General features: G+C 70.9%; 18 protein-coding genes and 1 pseudogene. 10 read left to right on the top strand and 9 right to left on the bottom strand.

All coding sequences use genetic code 11. The features are described 5' to 3' along the window. Positions 1–81: 81 nt before the first annotated feature. Positions 82–1,227, top strand: a complete 1,146-nt coding sequence (locus tag IE263_RS29365; RefSeq protein ID WP_189940930.1) for an MFS transporter — start codon at positions 82–84, stop codon at positions 1,225–1,227. 457 nt (positions 1,228–1,684) lie between these two features. Here IE263_RS29365 and IE263_RS29360 read toward each other — a convergent pair whose 3' ends face one another. The 6 genes from IE263_RS29360 to IE263_RS29335 all read right to left on the bottom strand — a co-directional run bounded on the left by IE263_RS29360 (position 1,685) and on the right by IE263_RS29335 (position 6,940). After that, a complete protein-coding gene (locus IE263_RS29360) occupies positions 1,685–2,125 on the bottom strand; it encodes a CBS domain-containing protein (RefSeq protein WP_229911222.1) in 441 nt (146 codons plus the stop codon). Between the two features lie 34 nt (positions 2,126–2,159). Beyond that, a complete protein-coding gene (locus IE263_RS29355; protein ID WP_189940836.1) occupies positions 2,160–2,342 on the bottom strand; it encodes a hypothetical protein in 183 nt (60 codons plus the stop codon). A 64-nt stretch (positions 2,343–2,406) separates the two neighbouring features. Further along, positions 2,407–2,613, bottom strand: coding sequence for a 2-oxo acid dehydrogenase subunit E2 (locus IE263_RS29350; protein ID WP_189940835.1), 207 nt, complete (start codon positions 2,611–2,613; stop codon positions 2,407–2,409). Positions 2,614–3,259: 646 nt separating this feature from the next. Beyond that, positions 3,260–4,288, bottom strand: a complete 1,029-nt coding sequence (locus IE263_RS29345; protein WP_189940834.1) for an alcohol dehydrogenase catalytic domain-containing protein — start codon at positions 4,286–4,288, stop codon at positions 3,260–3,262. A 197-nt stretch (positions 4,289–4,485) separates the two neighbouring features. Next, the gene (locus IE263_RS29340) at positions 4,486–5,961 is read right to left on the bottom strand and encodes a bifunctional aminoglycoside phosphotransferase/ATP-binding protein (RefSeq protein ID WP_189940929.1); all 1,476 of its coding nucleotides are present in this window, start codon (positions 5,959–5,961) and stop codon (positions 4,486–4,488) included. A 103-nt stretch (positions 5,962–6,064) separates the two neighbouring features. Further along, on the bottom strand, positions 6,065–6,940 hold the full coding sequence (locus IE263_RS29335) for a universal stress protein (protein ID WP_189940833.1): 876 nt from the start codon (positions 6,938–6,940) through the stop codon (positions 6,065–6,067). A 197-nt stretch (positions 6,941–7,137) separates the two neighbouring features. Here IE263_RS29335 and IE263_RS29330 point away from each other — a divergent pair, with 197 nt between their 5' ends. From IE263_RS29330 to IE263_RS29320, 3 genes are all read left to right on the top strand, one after another. After that, the gene (locus tag IE263_RS29330; protein ID WP_189940832.1) at positions 7,138–8,067 is read left to right on the top strand and encodes a pyridoxamine 5'-phosphate oxidase family protein; all 930 of its coding nucleotides are present in this window, start codon (positions 7,138–7,140) and stop codon (positions 8,065–8,067) included. A 322-nt stretch (positions 8,068–8,389) separates the two neighbouring features. Next, positions 8,390–9,394: an ABC transporter ATP-binding protein gene (locus IE263_RS29325; protein WP_189940831.1), complete on the top strand. Its 1,005-nt coding sequence runs from the start codon at positions 8,390–8,392 to the stop codon at positions 9,392–9,394. Continuing rightward, entirely contained in the window at positions 9,391–11,004 is a 1,614-nt protein-coding gene (locus tag IE263_RS29320; protein ID WP_189940830.1) for an ABC transporter permease, read from the top strand. The genes IE263_RS29325 and IE263_RS29320 overlap by 4 nt, the downstream gene beginning before the upstream one ends. A gap of 67 nt (positions 11,005–11,071) precedes the next feature. Here the strand turns inward: IE263_RS29320 and IE263_RS49575 are convergent, their stop codons facing one another. Together IE263_RS49575 and IE263_RS29310 are read right to left on the bottom strand one after the other, a co-directional pair. Continuing rightward, positions 11,072–12,073, bottom strand: coding sequence for a GerMN domain-containing protein (locus IE263_RS49575; protein ID WP_189940829.1), 1,002 nt, complete (start codon positions 12,071–12,073; stop codon positions 11,072–11,074). A gap of 776 nt (positions 12,074–12,849) precedes the next feature. Next, positions 12,850–13,143 (bottom strand): annotated as a pseudogene (locus IE263_RS29310) (BON domain-containing protein); the annotation flags it as partial. A 113-nt stretch (positions 13,144–13,256) separates the two neighbouring features. On the opposite strand from IE263_RS29310, the gene IE263_RS29305 reads away from it, so the two are divergent. From IE263_RS29305 to IE263_RS29290, 4 genes are all read left to right on the top strand, one after another. After that, positions 13,257–14,132, top strand: coding sequence for a universal stress protein (locus tag IE263_RS29305; protein WP_189940928.1), 876 nt, complete (start codon positions 13,257–13,259; stop codon positions 14,130–14,132). Between the two features lie 485 nt (positions 14,133–14,617). Continuing rightward, the gene (locus IE263_RS29300; RefSeq protein WP_189940828.1) at positions 14,618–14,770 is read left to right on the top strand and encodes a hypothetical protein; all 153 of its coding nucleotides are present in this window, start codon (positions 14,618–14,620) and stop codon (positions 14,768–14,770) included. After that, positions 14,767–15,498, top strand: a complete 732-nt coding sequence (locus tag IE263_RS29295) for a CBS domain-containing protein (RefSeq protein WP_189940827.1) — start codon at positions 14,767–14,769, stop codon at positions 15,496–15,498. Before IE263_RS29300 ends, IE263_RS29295 begins: the two co-directional genes overlap by 4 nt. 16 nt (positions 15,499–15,514) lie before the next feature. Next, positions 15,515–16,027 (top strand): flavodoxin domain-containing protein, encoded by a 513-nt coding sequence (locus IE263_RS29290; protein WP_189940826.1) that lies wholly within the window; start codon positions 15,515–15,517, stop codon positions 16,025–16,027. A gap of 128 nt (positions 16,028–16,155) precedes the next feature. Here IE263_RS29290 and IE263_RS29285 read toward each other — a convergent pair whose 3' ends face one another. Continuing rightward, positions 16,156–18,450, bottom strand: coding sequence for a heavy metal translocating P-type ATPase (locus IE263_RS29285; protein WP_189940825.1), 2,295 nt, complete (start codon positions 18,448–18,450; stop codon positions 16,156–16,158). A 210-nt stretch (positions 18,451–18,660) separates the two neighbouring features. On the opposite strand from IE263_RS29285, the gene IE263_RS29280 reads away from it, so the two are divergent. Both IE263_RS29280 and IE263_RS29275 read left to right on the top strand, forming a co-directional pair. Beyond that, positions 18,661–19,692, top strand: coding sequence for an Acg family FMN-binding oxidoreductase (locus IE263_RS29280; protein ID WP_189940824.1), 1,032 nt, complete (start codon positions 18,661–18,663; stop codon positions 19,690–19,692). Positions 19,693–19,844: 152 nt separating this feature from the next. Then, the gene (locus IE263_RS29275; RefSeq protein WP_189940823.1) at positions 19,845–20,435 is read left to right on the top strand and encodes an Rv1733c family protein; all 591 of its coding nucleotides are present in this window, start codon (positions 19,845–19,847) and stop codon (positions 20,433–20,435) included. Positions 20,436–20,484: the final 49 nt, after the last annotated feature.

Raw genomic sequence — 20,484 nt, 5'->3', positions numbered from 1 at the left:
CCAGGGCAAGGAGGAGTCCCCTTGAGCCGCGTTTCATCGCCGCACGCAGGCGTGGCGGAGGCGTCCCCACGGCCGACGTTGATGCTCGTCCTGGCAACAGTGGGGTTCATGCTCTGCTTCTGGGCGTGGGCTTTGCTCGCGCCACTGGGCCCGACGATCCGCGACGACCTGGACCTGGCCTCCTTTCAGCAATCCCTCGTCGTGGCGGTACCGGTCATCGTCGGCTCGCTGGGCCGGATCCCCGTGGGCGCCCTCACCGACCGCGTCGGTGCACGCCGGATGTTCCCCCTCATCGCGGCACTCACGGCCTTGCCCGTTCTCTACTTGGGCCATCTGGCCGACTCGCTGGTCGAGGTGCTTGTCGGCGGCTTCTTCCTCGGTCTGGGCGGCACGACGTTCGCCGTCGGCGTGCCGTTCGTCAATGCCTGGTACCCGCCCGAGCGTCGCGGACTCGCGTTGGGGATCTTCGGCATCGGCACCGGTGGCACTGCCCTGTCGTCCTTCACCACCGTGCAGCTCGCCGACGCCGTCGGGCGTGCTTTCCCCTTCGACCTGGTTGCCGGCCTTCTCGCCGTGTACGCCGTGGTGGCCCGCCTCCTTCTGCGCGACAAACCTGGCCGCGCCGTACCCGTCGGGTCTCTGCTCGCGCGCACCACCACGACCATGCGGATGCCCGCCACTATGCAGCTGGCCTTCCTCTACGCCGTGGCCTTCGGCGGATTCGTCGCCTTCAGCGTCTACTTGCCCACCTACCTCACCACCGCATACGGCCTCGGACGCTCCGACGCCGCCCTGCGCACCGCGGGCTTCGTCGTCCTCGCCGTCGCCATGCGCCCGGTCGGCGGCTGGCTCTCCGACCGGCTGCACCCCGTGCCGGTGCTCATCGGCGCGTACGCGGCCGTGGCCGCTCTCGCCCTCCTTGCCTCCTTCGAGCTGCCGCTGATCCCCGTCGGAACTCTGGCTTTCCTCTGCATGGCGGCCGCCCTGGGCACGGCCTCGGGAGCTGTGTTCGCACTTGTCGCCCGCCTCGTACCCCCAGAGCAGGTCGGCTCGGTCACCGGTGTCGTCGGGGCCGCCGGAGGCCTGGGAGGCTTCTTCCCGCCCCTGCTCATGGGCGCCATCTACGGGGCCGCAGACGACTACACATGGGGATACGTGCTGCTGGCGGCCACCGCGGGCGCTACCGCGGTGTTCACCGTTACGGCCGTGCGTCGTCAGGTCCGGTGACGTGTCGCGAGCAGTGCACCAGTCACGCCGCTCACGCCGCCGCAGTCCGGGCCGGCTCTCAGACGCGACAGGGTTGCGGGGTGGCGGGGGGCGGAGGCCAGGATGGCCATGTCGTTCGGTATCTCAAGGACGGTCGTCAGGAGTGTTCGTCGCACTCCGCGAAACGACGGCATCCGGATCGGCTCCCCAGCTGAGCTCCTCGCCCGACACAGGCCCCGGGGCAGCGAACCAAGCCTCCGCAGGCGCAATCCCCAGACGCAGAACGAAGTCGGCCTCGCTACGCGCCAGCGCACGGCGGAGCCCGTGCGGGTCCGCATACCCCGCGGCCGCACGTTCCCCGACGGCTCCGCTCTGTCCTGCCACACCTGGCCAACGAACGGCCCGCACCGGCGCAGTGCGCCAGACGGGCGAGCCATCCGTGGCGCAGGTCCTGCTTCCCGGACCATGCTCCGGGCCGTCACGGCTCCTGCGAGGGTGGTTCCATGGAGGGCGGTACGGGTGGTTCCTCGAGGACGCTGCGGGCGACCGGGCCCAGCAGGTCCGCCACCCGCTGGAAGACATCGAGGAGCATGTCGTCCACAGCCAGGATGCCGACGACCTGGTGTCCGTCCAGTACGGGCAGGCGCCGGACGCCGGACCTGCGGAAGGTCCGGTACGCCTCGTGGATGTCGTCGGTCACGTTCACCGTGATCACGGGCGAGGTCATCACCGTGCCCACCGGTTCGTCCGCGTCGAGGCTCCTGGCCAGCGCGCGCACGGTGAGGTCGCGGTCGGTGACGATGCCTCGGAGCGTCCCGCCCTCTGTGAGCACCACGGAACCGACCCCGCACTCGTCCATCTGCCTGGCTGTCTCGCCTATCGATGTCCGCGTCGGGACGGCCACTGCCGGAGAGCTCATCGCCTCGGAGATCTCCATCGGTCCCCGCCGGTTTCTACAGCCCCTGAGAGAGCAGGAGTTCGTGTGCCAGTCGTGCTCCCCGAGCCGCCTGCTTCTCCCTCTCGGTGTCCTGCGACGGGCCCTCCTCCAGGCCTCCAGCGAGGGCTCGGACGGCTTGAGCCAGGACTTGTACCTGGGCTTCCAGGAGGCTCAGGCGTTCTGCCGTGCTGTCGGTCATCGTGGATCTCCTTACTCTGCGGAGGCGATCGACTCGTTGACGACGTCCGGTGCTTCGGTGCGGTTCATGGCTGCTCCGGGTTCTGCAAGAGGCGGTCGACCGTTGTCAGGTGGTGGCCGACGGCGCCGTCCGTGGCTCGGTGGTCTGTCGACAGGGTGGCCGCGACGACGGGCCGTACGCCCAGCAGGCCGTCGACGGCGCACGGTCGGTCGATGACCCGTCCAAAAGCCGACCAGAGTTGTGGGGGTAGAACACGAGACGGCGTTGTCACGGGCGATGCACCGCAGCGAGACCGTGTCTCCGTGCCCCGCGCCCGCCTGCCGGTCGACTGCCTCGTACGCTGCCAGGTAGACCGGCCAGCGCGGTACGCGCCTGTGAACAGGGGAAATCGGAACAAGCCTGGTCGTAGTCGGCAAGATTCGGTGTGACGCCCGGTGCCGTGCCCTTGTGGATCGTCTCCCAATGCACCGGCCCTCCTCCCGACGCCTGCCTCTGCCTCCAGAGTCGCCGAGCCTGACCTGGGCCGCACCGCGACCGGCCCCGATCGAGGAATCGGGACGGGCGGCGCAGGCGTCCGTCGGCCTCAGCGCGGCACATCGATCCGAGGGGCTGGTCCAGCGGCGTGTTCTGCGGGATGAGGACTCGGCCCGATCGGACGGGCAGCAGCATGCTGCAGGTGTCATGGAGCCGAGGGCCGCCCGCTTCTTGCGGGCCCGAATTGCGCGGTGCGCGGTTTCACGCCGCTTCGCCGCGTCTGCCGTTGCCCTCGGCTCACTGCCATAGCACCACGGCTCGCCTGGCGAGTCGTGGGGCCGAACGGTCCCGGTCGAGGGGCCGACCGACCCCGTTCAAGCTGCGGGGCAGTCCCGGCATTCAGAGGCGGATTCAGGATCGCGGTCGCGCTCGGTGTGGGCGCTTCACTCGCGGTGCAGCACGACCTTGAGGGCGCCGGTGTCGGTGCCGTGGGCGAAGATCTCGTAGGCATCCTCCATCCGGTCAAGGGGGAAGGTGTGGGTGACGAGGCGGGAGACGGGCAGGCGCCCGGATGTCACCAGGTCGAGCAGCCAGGGCGTGGAGGAGGTGTCGACCTGGCCCGTGCTGATCGTCACGTTCTTGCGCCACAGGGCCTCAAGGTGCAGCGTGGCCGGCTTGCCGTGCATGCCGACGTTCGCGATGTGCCCGCCTGGACGCACGACACGCGTGCACAGGACGAAGCTCTCCGGATCGCCCGCGGCCTCGATGACCACGTCGGCTCCGGGGCCCTCGGACAGGTCGGCGATCAGCCGCCCCGGCAGTTCGGCGGCATCGGCACCCAGGCCGGCGGCAGCCTCCAGCCGGGACGGAGACAGGTCCACAGCGATGACCCTGAGGGGCGCGTAGATCCGCGCGGTGATCACCGCGGCCAGCCCTACGGGACCTGCGCCCACCACGACGACGGTGTCTCCTGGGCCCACGTGTCCGTTGCGCACCCCGACCTCGTAGGCGGTGGGGAGAACCTCGGCGAGCAGGACCGCGTCATTGAGCGCGAGGGCGGTAGGCCGTCGGTGGGTGGAATGGTCGGCGAAGGGCACGCGTACGAACTCGGCCTGTGTGCCGTTGATCAGATTCCCGAGGATCCACCCGCCACCGAAGCGGCACTGTCCGTACATGTTGTCCCGGCAGAACTGACAGCGGCCGCAGGCCGAGACGGACGACACGATCACTTGATCCCCCGGGCGGACAGCATGCACCTCGCGGCCGACGTCCATCACTTCGCCGACGGCCTCGTGGCCGAGGACCGTCCCCGGTTTCACCTCGGGGAGCTCTCCGCGCAGGATGTGCAGGTCGCTGCCGCAGATGCTGGTCGCGTCGACACGCACGATCGCATCGGTCGACTCCTCGATCGCAGGATCCGTGACCGTGTCCCAGGAGATCTGCCCGGCGCGGTGGTAGACGAGTGCTCGCATCTGCTTCTCACTCCCTGGCTACCTACTCTCCACCGTCGCCCTCGCAGGACTTGCGGGCAACCGGGACCGTCGGGTTCCACCAAGGGACGACGGGCCCGGACTCAAGGGCCGTAGACCTGCTCAAGTTGACGGGGGCCTTCCGGCGTGTGCCGTCCGTTCGGCAACGCAGGCCACCGGTTGCATCGGCGCATCCCTCCTCAGTCCGGCTCCATGTAAGGGCGGCGGAAGACCGGGGCCCGTCCCGTACCCCAGGGGCGTAAGGCCGCCAGCGCCTGGACGACCGCCGACTCCAAGGGGCCGCTGGTGTCGATAGCGACGGCTTCTCTCCATGGCGGCTCCGCAGCCGCCATGGCGGTGGCCACGTCCAGGTCGGCGTCGGACGTCCCGGACGCTCGGCTGCTCAGGCGGGACGCCGATACGTCGCCCGGAACCCGGCAGTGCAGGGCCACCAGGTCGGCGCTGGTGCGTTCGGCCATGCGCAGGGCGGCTTCGCGCTGTCCCGCATGGGACCAGGTGGCGTCGAGGACGACGGACTCGCCAGAGGACAGAAGGGCGGACGCCCGGTCGAGCAGCATCGCGTACGTCCTCTGGGTCCACTCGGGCGTGTACAGGCCCTCGCCGTAGCCGGCCGGTGCGGGCTGGTCTGCGGGGATGCCTGCCAGCTCCTTGCGTAGGCGGTCGCTGCTGAGCAGCGTGACGCCCAGGCGATCGGCCAGCGCGCCGGAGAGTGTGGATTTCCCGCTGCCCGGGAGCCCGCCGACGAGCGTGAGGCCGACGGCGGAGGTACGCAGGTGGCGCAGTGCCGTCGTGACCAGTCGCCGTGACGCGGCCTCCGCGCCGGGTGCGCCCTGGCGTGCCTGGATCAGGGAGACCTTGGCGCGGACGAAGGCGCGGTAGGCGACGTAGTGGTGCCACAGAGACGGTGGTGCGGGGTCGCCAGAGTACTCGCTGTACTGGGCGAGGAAGAACGCCGCGGCCTCCGGGGCCCCGAGCTGTTCCAGGTCCATGGCGAGGAAAGCGGCGTCGTCGAGGCCGTCGACGTAGCGGAGGTGGTCGTCGAACTCCAGGCAGTCCAGGATGCGGGGCCCGTCGTCGAGGCAGAAGATGTCCTCGGCGAGCAGGTCGCCGTGTCCGTCGACCACCCGCCCCTGCTTGATGCGCGTGTCGAACAGCTGCTTGCGGCCGGCGAGGTAGCGATGCACCAGCCGCTCGACCTCCGCCACATCGTCGGGCACGTGTTTGTCGTCAGCCAGCGCGCGGACTTGGGAGAAGCTTGCTTTCCAGCGCGACGACAGCGCGTCCCGGGTGCCCTGTTCGGCCACCTCTCGGCAGCGGGAGGCGTCCGCGTGTCGGGTGGCGAGCTGCCGGGCGACGGCCCTGAGGACGTCGTCGACGGCGGCACCCTCTCGCACCAGGCGGGAGAGGCGGCGGTCCGCCGGCATGCGGCGCATCACGACGATCGGTTCCGGCGTCTCCTCGTGCGGGCTACGGATCTCCCCCACGCCCAGGTAGATGTCGGGCGCGAAGCGACGGTTGAGAGCCACTTCCCGCTCGCACGCGGCCCGCCGAGCCGCCACGGTGGTGTAGTCGAGGAACCCGAGTTCGACCGGTTTCTTGAGCTTGTAGGCGTGGTCCCCGACGAACAACACGACGGCTGTATGGGTCTCGCACACCTCTGCGCGGGGGAGCGGTGGCGTGCCGTGGCCGGTACCGGGCCGGAGCACGGATGCGTCGGACTGACGTACCGCTTCCACCAGCTCCCCGCGGTGACTCGGCTCAGTCATGGGGGACGACGGCGATGGGGCAGCGCGCGTGGTGGATCGCGGCCTCGGCCACGGGACCCACGCGTGGCGCCAAGGCAGGACGGTGCTTGCGGCGGCCGACGACCAGCAGCCCGGCACTCTCGGCCTCCTCTACGACGGCCCTTGCGGGGCTTTCAAGTCGCACCACGTCGACCACCTGCACAGCGGAGAACTTCTCGCGCCAGGGGCGGAGGACCTGGCTCAGGCGCGTCTGCGCATCCTGAGTGATCTCAGTGGTGACGTCATGGTCTACGCCCCAGGGAACGTACGCATGGACCGGCACGCCTCGACCATGGACCACGCGAAGAGGCACGCCGCGCGCTGCAGCGGTGCCGAAGGAGAACTCGAGCAGGCCGTCGCACGGGCCGTGGAGTTTCAGGGCCACCACAACGGCACCTGCCGTACCCGGAGCGGGCGTTGGCCCTGCTTCACGCTTCTCGGCACGCACCAGGACAACTGGCCGCTCGGCCCGTGCCACGACGGGCATGCTGATGTCGCCAAGGAAGTAGCTCTCGACGGGACTCAGCCCCCGTGAACCGAGTACGGTCATCTCGGACTCCGACGCCGCTTGCAGCAGTGCGTCCTGGGCGTCTTCGGCAACCAGGTTGCCGACAATGGAAAGGCCTGGGTGGTGTGCTTGGAGCTCTGCCCGCGCGTTGTGGACGATCCGCTTCGCCCAGTAGTTCTGATCGATCTCCGAGGGGATGTTGGTCGGTTCCGGCACCAGCAGCGGCCATGCGTGCAACAGACGCAGCGTGAGCTTGCGCCGCTCGGCTTCGTCGGCGGCCCAGTGGGCGGCGGCAAGGCTCTCGGGTGAGCCGTCGAGGCCCACGGTGATGACTGGCTCCATGGCGACTGCCTCCGTCTCGTAAGAAGCTGGAGGAAGAACGGTGAACGAGTCCGCCCGTCCCGGACTGCGTCGGCACGCCGAGCACGGTCCCTTCTCCTACGAGGAGTACCCCAAACCTCCCTGCGGCGCATGCGGACCTGGGCATGGCAGGACTCGCGAAGGCGGGGAGTCCGGCACGCGGAGGAGGTAAGAGCATCATGCGAGCTCAACTCGGCGATCAACTCGTGGTCGAAAGCCCTACCACCGGCGCCACCAGGCGCGACGGCGAAATTGTCGGTCTTCACCACGCGGACGGGACCCCTCCCTACGACGTGCGCTGGTCGGATACGGACGATGTGACGCTCGTGTTCCCTGGCCCCGACGCGCATGTCCGTCACGTCGAGCATGGGCCGGGGAGTCCTCACGAGCGTCCTCGGCCGACCGTGGGTGAGGCAGGTGAGCAGACCGGTGCCGTGTCGGGCACGACCCCGCTGCATGGGGCGCCCAACCCTGGCGACATCGGCCGGCGTGTGGCCGCCGAACGCGAACGACAGGGACTGGCCCGGGAGGAAACAGCCCGCCGCGCCAGAATGGCGCCGGACTACCTGGCGTACCTCGAAGAGCAGCCGGCCGACCCGAGCCTGGCGACTCTCATTCGGCTGGCCGATGCTCTGGGCACCAGCGTCGCCGCTCTGCGCGGTGGTGGTATTGATCTGCCGCCCGGACAGGGCTACGCGCTCCTCCACCCTCAGTTGCGGGACCTCGGCCCTGACGAATGCCGCGCCCGGCTTTCCACCCACGGAGTGGGGCGCGTGGCGGTATCGACACCGGATGGCCCGGCGGTCATTCCGGTGAACTACGAGGTCGTCGACGATGCGATCGCCTTTCGGACCGCGCCGGACTCGGCCCCCGCGTCGGCCGTGGGGACGGAGGTCGCCTTCGAGGTCGATCATGTGGACGAGGCCATGAGCCAGGGCTGGAGCGTGCTCGCCGTCGGCCCCGCACGGGTGGTCACGGATCCTGACGAGGTGCGAAGGCTGGCCCAGCACGCCCACACCACACCGTGGGCAGGAGGCGAACGCGAGATGTGGGTGTCTATCCAGCCAACGCGCCTCACGGGGCGCCGGATCAGTCCGCGCGATCAGTGAGTGGCCGCGGACTGCCGCTCGCTCAACGTGCATTCCACGGCTGGGAGCCCGCGCCATGGGCCACCTTGCGGACTGCTCCGCAAGGTGGCCCTGCTCCACTGACTCTCCGCGACCGTTCCCCAAGCTCTGTGCCAGGGCACGCTGAACGTCGCCCTGGCCAGTCCGAACCCGTGGGGCAACCGTCATCGCCAGGACAGGACGACCGGCCGGAGACGTCGGGACCTGTCGGCCGGCTCGACGCCCGACGCCGGGACCTTCGGCCCCTGACGGGTGCACTCGGACTGCGGAAGCATCGGGTGACAGCAGACCCGGGAGGCTCACCATGTCCGTCACCCCTGCCCCGCAGCGCCGTACAGTGCCCGGTCACCAGTCCCGCGGTGCGGCGATCCGCATCGCGGGACTGGTGAAGACGTTCGGACTGACCCGCGCCCTGGACGGGCTGGACTTGACAGTGGCCACGGGGGAGGTGCACGGGTTCCTCGGGCCCAACGGCGCCGGCAAGACCACGGCGATCCGTGTCCTGCTCGGCCTGCTGCGGGCCGACGCGGGCGAGGTCGAGCTGCTGGGCGGCGACCCGTGGCACGACGCCGTCGCACTGCACCGGCGGCTGGCCTATGTGCCGGGCGATGTCAGCCTGTGGCCCAAGCTGTCCGGAGGCGAGATCATCGACGTCTTCGGCCGACTGCGCGGCGATCTCGATCCGGCCCGGCGCGACGAACTACTGGAACGGTTCGAGCTGGATCCGACGAAGAAGGCGCGCACCTATTCCAAGGGCAACCGGCAGAAGGTCGCTCTGGTGGCGGCGCTGGCCTCCAGTGCCGAGTTGCTGATCCTGGACGAGCCGACCTCGGGGCTCGACCCGCTGATGGAGACCGTCTTCCAGGACTGCATCCGCGAGGCGAAGGCCGAGGGGCGCACGGTGCTGCTGTCCAGTCACATCCTGGCCGAGGTCGAGACCCTGTGCGACCGGGTGAACATCATCCGGGCCGGCCGGACGGTGGAGAGCGGCACGCTGGCTGAGTTGCGACACCTGACCCGCACCTCAGTTGACGTCCAGACCGTCCGCCCGCCCGCCGGACTGGAGACGCTGCCTGGAGTGCACGCCGTACGCGCGGACGACCACCGGGCCCGCTTCGACGTCGACACCGACCACCTGGACGGCGCCGTACGCCATCTGACCGCGTTCGGCATCCGTGCTCTGACCAGTCAGCCACCCACGCTGGAGGAGCTGTTCCTGCGCCATTACGGCGACGAACTGGCAGGAGAGCGCAGGATGACGGACGGCCACCTGAACGGGGCCCGCGCGAACGGCGGGGAGGACCGATGACCCGGCCGACCGCGACCGAGCTGACCGGCACCGCCACACTCACCCGCCTTGTCCTGCGCCGCGACCGGGTCCGGATCCTGGTCTGGACCGTGGCGGTCCCGCTTCTCGTGATCCTGACCGCAGCGAGTGTCAAGGGGCTCTACCCCACGCAGGCCGACCTCGACGAGGCGGCCGCCACCAGCGCGGACAACGCAGCGGCCATCGCCTTCAACGGACCCGTTCAGGCTCTCGACACGCTCGGGGGCCAAGTTGCCTTCCAGACCGGCTCACTCGGGCTGGTCGTGGTCGCCTTGATGAGCATGTTCATGGTCGGGCGACAGACCCGCGCCGAGGAGGAGGCCGGGCGCACCGAACTGATCCGTTCCATGGCGGTCGGCCGTCACGCGCCCACCGCCGCCGCGCTGCTCGTGGTGGCCGGTATGAACGTGGTGGTCGGCGCCCTCGTGACACTCGGACTCGTCGTCCTGGATCTGCCCGTCGTGGGCTCGGTCGTCTTCGGGGTCTCCTTCTGCGCGCTCGGGATCGTGTTCGCCGCGATCACGACCGTGGCGGCGCAGATCACGGAGAACACCCGGGTGGTGCACGGCGGCACGGGCGCCGTGCTGGGACTGGCCTTCGTGCTGCGGGCCGTGGGCGACATCGGGGACGGTACAGTGTCGTGGTTCTCGCCCATCGGGTGGGTGCAGAAGAACCGGCCGTTCGCCGGCGAACGGTGGTGGCCCCTGCTCGTCGCGGCCGCGTGCACCATCGCCCTGATCGCCGTGGCCGACGCGCTCGCCGACCGGCGTGACATCGGTGCCGGTCTGGTGGCGCCCCGTCCCGGTCCTCGGAGCGCGGCACCCGGGCTGGGCCGCCCGCTGGGCCTGGCCTTCCGCCTCCAGCGCGGCAGCCTCATCGGCTGGAGCACCGGGGTGTTCCTCACCGGAGTCGCCTACGGCTGGGTCGCCGACGACGTCGAGGAGTTCATCGGCGACAACGAGGCCATTCGGGACGTGATCGCCCAGTACGGCGAAGTCAGTCTCACCGACTCCTACCTCGCCCGCTCGCTCCTCACGATGGCCCTCATCGCCACGGGCTATGCCATCCAGTCCGCCGTGCGTCTGCGCGGGGAGGAGGCCGGGCTGCGGGCCGAGCCCCTGCTGGCCACACCGGTCTCACGCCACCAGTGGGCCGCCAGTCACCTGGCCGTCGCGCTGGCCGGAAGCGTGATCGTGCTCGCCGCCGGGGGCCTGGGCACCGGGCTCGCGTACGGGATCGTCGGCCACGACCTGGGCCAGGTGCCCCGGCTGCTCGGCGCCGCGCTCGTCTACACACCGGCGCTCTGGCTGCTGGTGGGGCTCGCCACCGTGCTGTTCGGACTCGTACCGCGCGGCGTCGTCGCCGCCTGGGCGGCCCTCGCGTTCTGCCTCGTCATCGGGGTGCTCGGCGAGGTCCTCGACGTCCCTGCCTGGGTCGGCGACCTCTCCCCGTTCCAGCACACGCCCCTGCTCCCGGCGGACGACCTGGCCATTGCCCCGCTGGCGCTTCTTGCGGTGATCGCCGTCGCCCTGACCGCGATCGGGATGCTCGGATTCCGCCGCCGGGATCTGGGCGGCGCAGCGGCGCCCTGATCGCCCGCACATGACGGTGGGGCCTCCGCTGAAGGGCGGAGGCCCCACCGTCATGAACAGGCCGCTGTCAGCGCTTGACGGTCAGCGGCACCGTGTCCTCGATCACCGCCCGGCCGTCCTCCGGCGAGTCCCAGTACGCCGTGAGCAGGCCGGCGCCCGACCGGGTCGCCTTGTAGGGGATCGTCACGTCGAACGTGCCGCGGGTTCCGGTGCCCGAGGTCGCTGTGACGTACGGGTTGGCCACGGTGCGCCCGGCGGCGTCGGTGATCTTCAGCCGGAGGGTCGCCTCGAACGTGTTGGCGGTACCCCACACCCGGACCGGGGTGCGGATGGTGTCGCCGATCATCGGCGACTCGACCAGGACGAGCGGCGACAGGTCCTCGAAGTCGGCCCGGCCCACCGGCTCGTCGAGGACAATGCCCTCGCCGCCGAAGGCCGTCACCGGCTTGCCGTCCAGTTCGAACTGCACCTTGTGGATGGATGGGAAGCGGGTCGCGGTGAACACGACCTGGGCGAGCCTGGCCTGCATCGACAGGCTCCCCCCGCCGTCGTCGTACCGTCCGGACAGGTCCACCGTCGCGATGTGGCGGTCGACCACGACCGAGTTGAGCTTCGTGCCCGACGGGATGGCCGTGGTGCGGCTGTGGCTCCGTTCGTAGCGGTTGGGTCCGTCCAGCAGGGCACGCAGGGCGCCGGCCGCGGTGGTGGGCGCGGTCACGGTGCGCGGCGCGGGCGAGACCTTCTCCCCGTGCAGGAAGTACACAGCGGTCCGCACCTGGCGCGGGCCGCCACTGGGCGTCGTCGGTGTGGAGGGCGTGCTGGGCGTTCCCGAGGTGGACCCGGGCGAACTGCCCTGCCCTGGAGTGGTGTTGCCGTTTCCGGCGGTGCCGCCGGTGGTGCCCCCGGTGCCCGGCGCGCTCGGCCGGCCAGTATCGGAGGACGTACCGGATGCGGCGGTCTCGGTTCCGCATGCGGTCGCTGTGGACGACGCCAGCAGGGCCGCTGCGGCGAGAACCATCGCACGACGCAGCCGGTGGGACGGACGCCTGGCGGAGATCTCTGTGCTCATGTCAGCCTCCTCCAACGATCCCAGGCAACACCCGCTGGAGCAGGTGCCCCAAGTGCCATACGGGCATAGGCGGATGGGCCGTACGGCACCGGTCCCGGGCCAGTCGGCCGCAGGTGACGCGGGATCAGGAATGGGCTCCCGTTCGTGGCCACAGGCGCGGTGGGCGTTTGGCCGCCACGTCCTCGGCCCAGCCGACCACCAGGACGGCAACGCCGATCAGCGGCCGGGCGTGGAGGATCGGCACAACGTGTTCGCCGTACTCTTGCTCGTTCGGCGACGCGCAGGTGCCGACCCGCGAGTCGTACGGAGCCCCCGCGACAGCAGGGGCGTCGTCCGTCGGCCTGTCGCGGGTCGGCACCAGGGCGGGATGACGCGGACCCGCCCCCTCCGAGGAGCCGCCGTGGCGGCCTGCGCCGGTCCCCACACCGACGCCGCCCACGAGGCGAATTCCGCCGCTCTGTGGCCGCCTCCCTGAACGGCCACCAGAAGAGCGGGCGCGAGGTTCCGTGAGGGCGGAACCCCGGCGCTTTTCGCCCCGCAGGCTCACTTCTCACCCTCACACCCCCGGCGGCGCCGGGGCAGGGGCCGAATGGCCCACTCGACGGGACCGGTCAGCCCAACTCATCTTCCGCCACAGGGTTTTGGCCAGCTCCGCAAGAACGCCGATCGGCGCGCCGAGGATCCTGCCAGCCAGCGCCGGCGCTTGCCCTCCGCTTCCTTCACGGACGGCGTGCACCACTGTTCCGGCTGCTTACGGCCAGCCGGCGGTTCAGTCATCACATGCTTTCCGGGCTGGTCGGAGGGGTGGACTCGCCGGTGAGATGGGGTTCGACGTCCACGACGCCCTCCACGGCGCGGACGAGGCGCACGGCGACCGAGACGAGCGAGGTGTCGCGGACGTGTCCGCGGAGGGTGACGACTCCCTCGTGGACGTTCACGTGGATGGCGTGGCTGAAGGCCGGGAAGAGGTAGGCCACCACCGTGCGGCGGACCTCCTCCTCGATGTCCTCGTCCGGCCGGAGGAAGACCTTCAGCAGATCGGCGCGGCTGACGATGCCTTGAAGCATGCCCTCCGGCAAGAGACCCCGTCCGAGCCGATCGGCATGTCGCGGTGGACCCAGGGCGGTGCGACGGTATTCAGAGAGGGATTCTCGCAGTGGCGGGAAGGAAGGCGGTGAGGATGATGGGGCTCCCGCTGGTCGTGGGTGTCGATGGATCGGATTCCAGCCTGCAGGCGGTGGACTGGGCGGTGGACGAAGCGGCCCGCTGCGGGCTGCCCTTGCGGCTCGTCTACTCCTCTCTGTGGGAGCGGTACGAGGGAGCACGGCCGTCCTTCAGCACTGATCGTCCCGCCGAAGAGGTCATGGCGGAGCACATCACTGCGTCCTGCGCGGAACGCGCCCGGCTGCGCAATCCCGAGGTGAAGGTGTCGACCGAGGTACTCCCGGACGACGCCGTGTCCGTGTTGCTGCGCGAGGGGCGCGAGGCCTCTGCCCTGGTCACGGGCTCGCGTGGCCGTGGCGGGCTCGCTGGGCTGCTGCTGGGCTCTGTGAGCCTCTCGGTGGCGGCTCGCGCTGTGTGCCCGGTCTTCGTGGTGCGCGGCTCGGAGCCGAACCGGCAGGGAGCCTTCGGGCGGGTGGTGGTCGGGGTCGGCGACTCGCCCGAGGGCTCGGGCGCCGTCAGGTTCGCCTTCCGCGAGGCTGAGGCGCGCGGCTGCGCACTCCAAGCCGTACGGTCCTGGCGCCACCCCGCCCATGAGCACGTGGACCACCCCCTGCTCGCGGACGATGCCGTCCGTGCTCAAGAGGAACGGGCCTCGACCGTCCTCACCGACATGCTGCGCGACCCTGTGCGGGATCACCCCCAGGTTGACGTACACCGCCAGCCGGTCGAGGGCCCCGCCCACAAAGTCCTCCTGGACGCATCGGCCGACGCCGACCTGCTGGTCGTCGGCGCTCTGAGGCGGCACGGCCACTTCGGTCTGCAGCTCGGCAGGGTCGCCCACGTCCTGCTGCATCATTCCGAGTGCCCGGTCGCCGTCGTCCCTCAGCGAGCTTGAGTTTCGGCACGTGGGCCGTATGCACCCCGACAGGCGGCTGCTTCGCCACCTGTGGGGCGGTTCCCGAGGGCAAGGCGGGCCGGGTGCACTGTCCCGGGACGTACGCCGCCGGATGCCACAACCGTGTGGTGTCGACCGTGGAGGACGGCCCAGGCCGCGCAGGATGCCCACGCCACCATGGACCCTCGGCACGGCTGGTGCGACGTGCACGGTCCGAGAGGCCGGTACATCTCCGGACGGCCGCACGTGAGTACAAGCCGTGGGAGCGTCGCGTCGGTGTCCCGGGCGCAGATCGCCTCGGCGGATTTCTTCGCCTCGTACTCAGCGACGCGCACGCGGCGCGGTGGGCAGGGTCGGCCGCGCCCCGGACGACGGTGCCCAGAACTTGGGGCCGACTGGCCCTCGGACCGGCCCGGACAGCCCATGGGACCGCCTTCCAGTCCGCTGGATGCTCAAGGTGCCGACAGGGTGGGAGGCGAGCGGCCATGACGGACGACGTGTTCAGCCAGCCCACCGTCCACGTTGAGCTCGCGGATGGCACCGTCATGGGCATGCACAACGGCGGCCACCTGGGTCCTGCCGCGCTGACCCTGTGGCGCGTATCCGCGCCGGCTCCGCTGAGGAGGGAACAGACATGAAGCACAACAAGGTCAGCTCCGTGATGACCGAGGAGGTCGTCCGTGTCGGGTACAGCACCCCGTTCAAGGAGGTGGCCCGGCTGCTGGCCGAGCACCGGATCAGCGGGCTGCCGGTCGTTGCCGAGGACGAGAAGGTCATCGGGGTCATCTCCGAGACGGACCTGATGGTCCGGCAGGCCGAAACTCCCGACCCCTATGAGCCGAAGCGCCGCTTCCGGCTTGCCGACCTGACGCGCAGCGCCAGGAAGCAGGCCGCGAAGGCACAAGCCCGAACCGCGGGACAGTTGATGACCGAACCGCCCGTCACTGTGCGCGCCGATGCCACGATCGTCGAGGCGGCCCGGACCATGGCCCAGCGGCGTGTGGAACGGCTGCCCGTGGTGGACGAGGAGGAGCGGCTCGTCGGCATCGTCACCCGCCGCGACCTGCTCCAGGTCTTCCTGCGGCCCGATAAGGGGATCCGCTCTGAGGTGATCGAAGAAGTACTGGTCCGCACGCTGTGGCTGGCACCCCAGACCTTCGACGTCTCCGTTGTGGAGGGCGTGGTCACGCTCGCCGGGCACATGGAGCGCAAGAGCGAGACGGAGATCGCCGTCGCCATGACGCGTCAGATCGATGGCGTGGTCGGGGTGGTCGACAAGCTCACCTACCGGCTGGACGACTCCCGTCTCCAGCCCGACGAACAGGCGCTGCACGGCGTCGCGGACGACTGGCTGCGCAAACTGTGAGAGGAGGCGGACCGCCATGCCCACCAGCGTGTTGGTCGCCTACGGGACGACGAACGGATCGACCGGGCAGATCGCCGAGGCCATCGCCGAGGTGCTGAGCAAGGAGGGACTGACGGCCGAGGCGCTGCCCGCCCAGTCAGTGGCGAGCGTCGCGTCGTACAACGCCGTGGTGGTCGGAGGCGGACTGTACGCCGGGCGTTGGCAGAAGGACGCCCGCCGGTTCGTTCGCCGTCATCGACATGCACTGGCCGAACGCCCGGTGTGGTTCTTCAGCAGCGGTCCACTCGACGCCTCGGCTTCGGAGCGGGATATCCCGCCCGCGCCCGGGGTGAAGAAGGCCATGGACCGACTCGACGTCAGGGAGCACGTCACCTTCGGCGGCTGCCTGGAGGAGGGTGCGAAGGGCTGGGTCGCACGGATGATCCTCCGCAATGGCAAGGGCGGGGACTTCCGGAACTTCACCGCGATCGAGGAGTGGGCGGGGCGTATCGCGACCGAGCTCGCGGGCACGCCGGGGAAGACGAACTGACGGGGAGGCGAGGAGACGGGGATTCGAGGAACGGGCGCGGCGGGCGGGAGGTGCTCGCCGCGCTGTGTTCGCCCGTATTCCGTTCGTATTCGGTTCACCCGTATTCACCGTGAAACCGGTACGTCGCCTCACGGCGCCAGCGAGAAGTAGTTCTCCTCCTCCTGCGTGAAGTGCAGGCGCAGGACGCTGTACAGCCCGTACAGGCAGGCCCGCAGGTCGTCGAGGTTCTCCGGCCGTAGGCGGCCTTCGGTGTCGGTGAGGGTGAGGTGGGTGGCGATGCGTCCGGCGAGGCGGTCGATCTCGGCGTGGGCTCTGCTCATCGTGGCCGTGGTCTCGGGTCCGCCGAGGGAGTCGGCGAGCGCGGGATAGAGCTGATGCTCCTCGGCGTGCTCGTGGGGCAGCAGCCGGTCGGTCAGCAGACGGTGCACGTGCTCGACGGCCGCCCTCGCCTGTTCCTCCGGCGCACCGGAGAGCCGGTCGGCGGCCGTGCGCACCGCCTCCACGACTTCACGGAGGTCGTCGTGCTCGGCGGCGAACCGGTGGACGAGGTCCTCCGCGGTGGGCGTGAGCACCGGCCGGGTGGCGCGGTCGGTGAGCAGGGCGCGCAGGGCGTTGAGGATGACGGCGACATCGATGCCTTCTTGAAGCAGGGCTCCGGCCGCCGGAGGCAGCAGTCCGAACGCTGCCGCCACCATCGCGGCCAGGGACATCAGCATGCCGCCCAGCGCGCTCTGGACGGCGATGTGCCGGGATCGTACGGCGATGCCCATCGCGTCGGCCAGGCGGTCCACGCGGTCCGTGGTGAGCACGATGTCGGCGGCCTCCGAGGAGGCGGTCGAGCCGCGGGCGCCCATGGCGACGCCGATGTCGGCGGCGGCGAGCGCTGGGGCGTCGTTCACGCCGTCGCCGATCATGACGGTGACGGCGTGGGCGCGCTCGGCACGCACCGCTGCGACCTTGTCGGCGGGGCTCTGCCCGGTTTCCACGGCGTCAAGGCCGAGGACGGCGGCGACCTCGCGAGCGGGTTCGGCGCGGTCCCCGGTGACCATCAGGAGCCTCTGGACGCCGGCCGAGCGGAGGCGCCGCAGTGTCCTGGGGGCGTCGGGTCGCAGCGGGTCGCGCAGCAGGACGGCGCCGGTGACCGTGCCGTCGGCGGTCACCCAGACGACGGACGCGCCGTCCAGGACCGCCCGGTTGTCGACCGCGCGGACCCACGCGGGGCTGTCCGGTCCGACGCGCATACGGCCGACCGAGAGCCGGTGGCCCTCCACGGTTCCCGTGGCGCCGTGTCCGGGCTCCTCGCGCACGTCCGCCGGCAGGGACAGCTCCAGACCGCGCCGGTGGGCTTCGTCGACGAGTGCCTGGGCCAGGACGTGCGGGGAGAGCTGGTCGAGGGAGGCGGCCTGCCGCAGCACCTCCGCCGTCTCGCGGCCCGGCGCGGCGGTCACGTCGACGACGCGCGGGCGGCCCGTCGTGAGCGTGCCCGTCTTGTCCAGCACGAGGGTGCGCGCCCGGCCCAGTGTCTCCAGGGCGCCGCCGTCGCGGATCACCACGCCGCGGCGGGCCGCCCGCGAGAGCCCGGAGACGACCGCCACCGGAGCGGCGAGCAGCAGTGGGCAGGGCGTGGCGACGACCAGGACCGCGACGGCCGACGTGGCCGACCCGCCGACCAGCCAGGCGAGACCTGCCACCACCAGGGACAGGGGCACGAACCAGGCCGCGTACCGGTCGGCGAGGCGCACCACGGGGGCGGTCTCGGCGCCGGCCTGCCGGGCGAGCCGGACGATCTCCGCGTACGCGCTGTCCTCCTCGGTGGCGGTAGCGCGGAGCTCGAAGGCGGTGCCCGCGTTGACGGCACCGCTGCGCACCAGCTCACCGCGGCCGTGTTCCACGGGGAGCGACTCACCGGTGAGCACCGATTCGTCCAGGAGAGCCGTATCCGTGCCGACCCGGCCGTTCACCGGAACCACCTCACCCGGCCCGACCACCAGCAGGTCGTCCACGGAGATCTCGGCCAGGGGTACCGTGCGCACGTCGGACCCGGTGCGCCGGCGGGCCGACCTCGGCGCGTGCCGCAGGAGTGCGCTCAGGTCGCGCGAGGCCCGGCGCTGTGCGGCCGCCTCCAGGGTCCGGCCGGTGGCGAGCATCAGGGCGATCAGGGATCCGGCCAGGTACTCCTGCACGGCGAGTGTGCCGGCCAGAGCCAGTACGGCGATCACGTCGACGCCCGCGTGGCCGCGGTGCAGGGCGCGCAGGATCCAGACCACCGCCGGTACCACGGCCGCCAGCGTCCCCGTGGCCCAGCACATGTCCGCCACGCCAGGGGCATCCGCCAGCCAGGCCACTCCGCCGGCGGCGAGTGCCACCGTGGTCACCAGGAGCAGAAGGGAGTCCGTCCTGCTCCGCACGAGACGCGCACTCATGGGCCTGCCTCCTGGCCTCACCCGAAGCCGGTCCGCCTTACGGCCGCGGTGTCGACGATGTCGACGAAGGGCGGCAGGTCCAGCATGCACGCGCGCATGGTGCCCGGCACTGGGGCCGCACAGACCAGAGCGGGGGACTGTCGGCCCCTACCACGGGGTCCTGCGGGCCACGGACGCTGGGGGCAGATGGTTCACGAAGGGCGGAACACCATGTCCGTGTCGTACGAGAGTCCCAGCCACGCAGCCTTCCACCTCGCCCGCGCCGCCGCCTTTGCGCCCTCGCTGCACAACACCCAGCCCTGGCTGTTCGTCGCCGATGACGAGAGCTTCGGATTCGAGGTGCACACCGACGCCGGGCGACGGCTGCCTCTGACCGATCCGGGCGGCCGGGAGATGGTGATCAGCTGCGGGGCCGCGCTGTTCAACACCCGGGTCGCGGTACGGCATCTCGGCTTCCGGCCGGCCGTGTCCCTGCTTCCCGAGCCCGGGAACCCGGCGTTCCTAGCCCGCGTCGGTTGGGGAGCGTTCCTTGCGGCCACCCGCGAGGTGATGCTGATGGAACACACCATGGCCCATCGGCACACGCACCGCGGACAGTTCGAGGCCGAGCCCGTGCCGCCGTCGCTGATCGACGAGCTGCGCGACCACGCCATGGCTGAGGGCGCCCTGCTGCACATCGTCGACCATCCGGAGCAGCTGAGACTGCTCGCGGAGACGGTGCGGGTGGCGGAGGCCGTGCACCGTGCCGATGCCGGTCATATCGCGGAGGTGACCGGTTACTCGGGGCCCGCCCGGCGGTCGTGGCTGGAGCGGGTGCCGGCTGAGGCATGCCGCCGCCAGCCGGTCCGCGAGCTCCTCGCCGGACGCGACTACACGGGCCTCGCAGGGGGGTGCGACTCCCGACCTCGGCGCTGGTCTCCGAGGACGGGCACCGTCGCCGTACTGACGACTGCGCACGACACCCGGCTGGACTGGCTGCGCGCCGGACAGGCGCTCCAGCGGGTGCTGCTGTACGCGGCGGCCCATCGGGTCATGGCGGCCTTCCACACCCAGCCCCTCGAACTGCCCGAGCTGCGCGCGGAGTTGCAGGCGAGGCTCACCGGAGACCACTTCCCGCAGATGATCCTGCGCCTCGGCCGCCCCGCGCACACCTGGACCACGCCGCGTCGCCCGCCTGCCGCCGTGCTTCTCAGGAGCCGTCCCGGCCGGGCGGTGACGACTGCGACACCGGCAGGACGCTGAACGGGGCCCGCGGGATGCGGGAAAACGGACCCGGAGGTCCCACTGAGGGAGCCCGGTCGGCCCATCCCGTCTCCGTGGCCGGGCTGAGAGTTTCGAAGCGGAAGGTGTTCAGGCCGACTGTGCCACGGTGAGAGCAGAGGGGGTGCCGAACGATGGCGCGGACACGTCGCGGGAAGGCGACGAAGGTACGGCTGTGGCGTTGGCGGCGCAACCCGCTCAGGCGCCCTACCGATGTCGTCGAGGCCTGGCTGCTGCTCGGGGCCTGGTGCCTCGCGGCCGCCGCCGGCACCGCCGCGGGCACCGCGACCGCCCACGCGGTGGAGCAGAACCTGGACAGCCGACGAGCCGAGCGGCACGCCGTCCCGGCCGCGCTCACCCAGGACGCTCCCTTGGCCACGTCCGAGGCGGCCGGAGCCGGCGACCAGGTGTGGGCCAGGGTGCGCTGGACATCGGCGGACGGCTCGACCCGGACGAGCCTGGCCCGGGTCGACCCCGGCGAGAAGACCGGAGCCAGGACGCAGGTGTGGCTGGACCGAAACGGCAAGCTGGTGCCCGCGCCCGTGCCCAGTGCGGAAGCCGAGTTTCAGGTCGTAGCGCTCGGCACGACGACCGCAGTGGGCGCCGGCGCGGCCGTACTGTCCGTCGGATGGGTTGTGCGCGGACGCCTCGACCGCCGACGCATGCAGCAGTGGGACAGGGAGTGGGCCCAGTTCGGTCAGCAGTGGGGTCGCAGGACCGGCTGACGCCCAGGCGCTCCGCGGGAAGTGCGGTACGAGATCTACGAGAACTGCG

It is taken from the genome of Streptomyces aurantiogriseus (genome assembly GCF_014649375.1).
GTDB classification, from domain to species: Bacteria; Actinomycetota; Actinomycetes; order Streptomycetales; family Streptomycetaceae; genus Streptomyces; species Streptomyces aurantiogriseus.
Note: the sequence above shows the minus strand (reverse complement) of the source record. Positions and strands in the feature narration are given on the sequence as shown.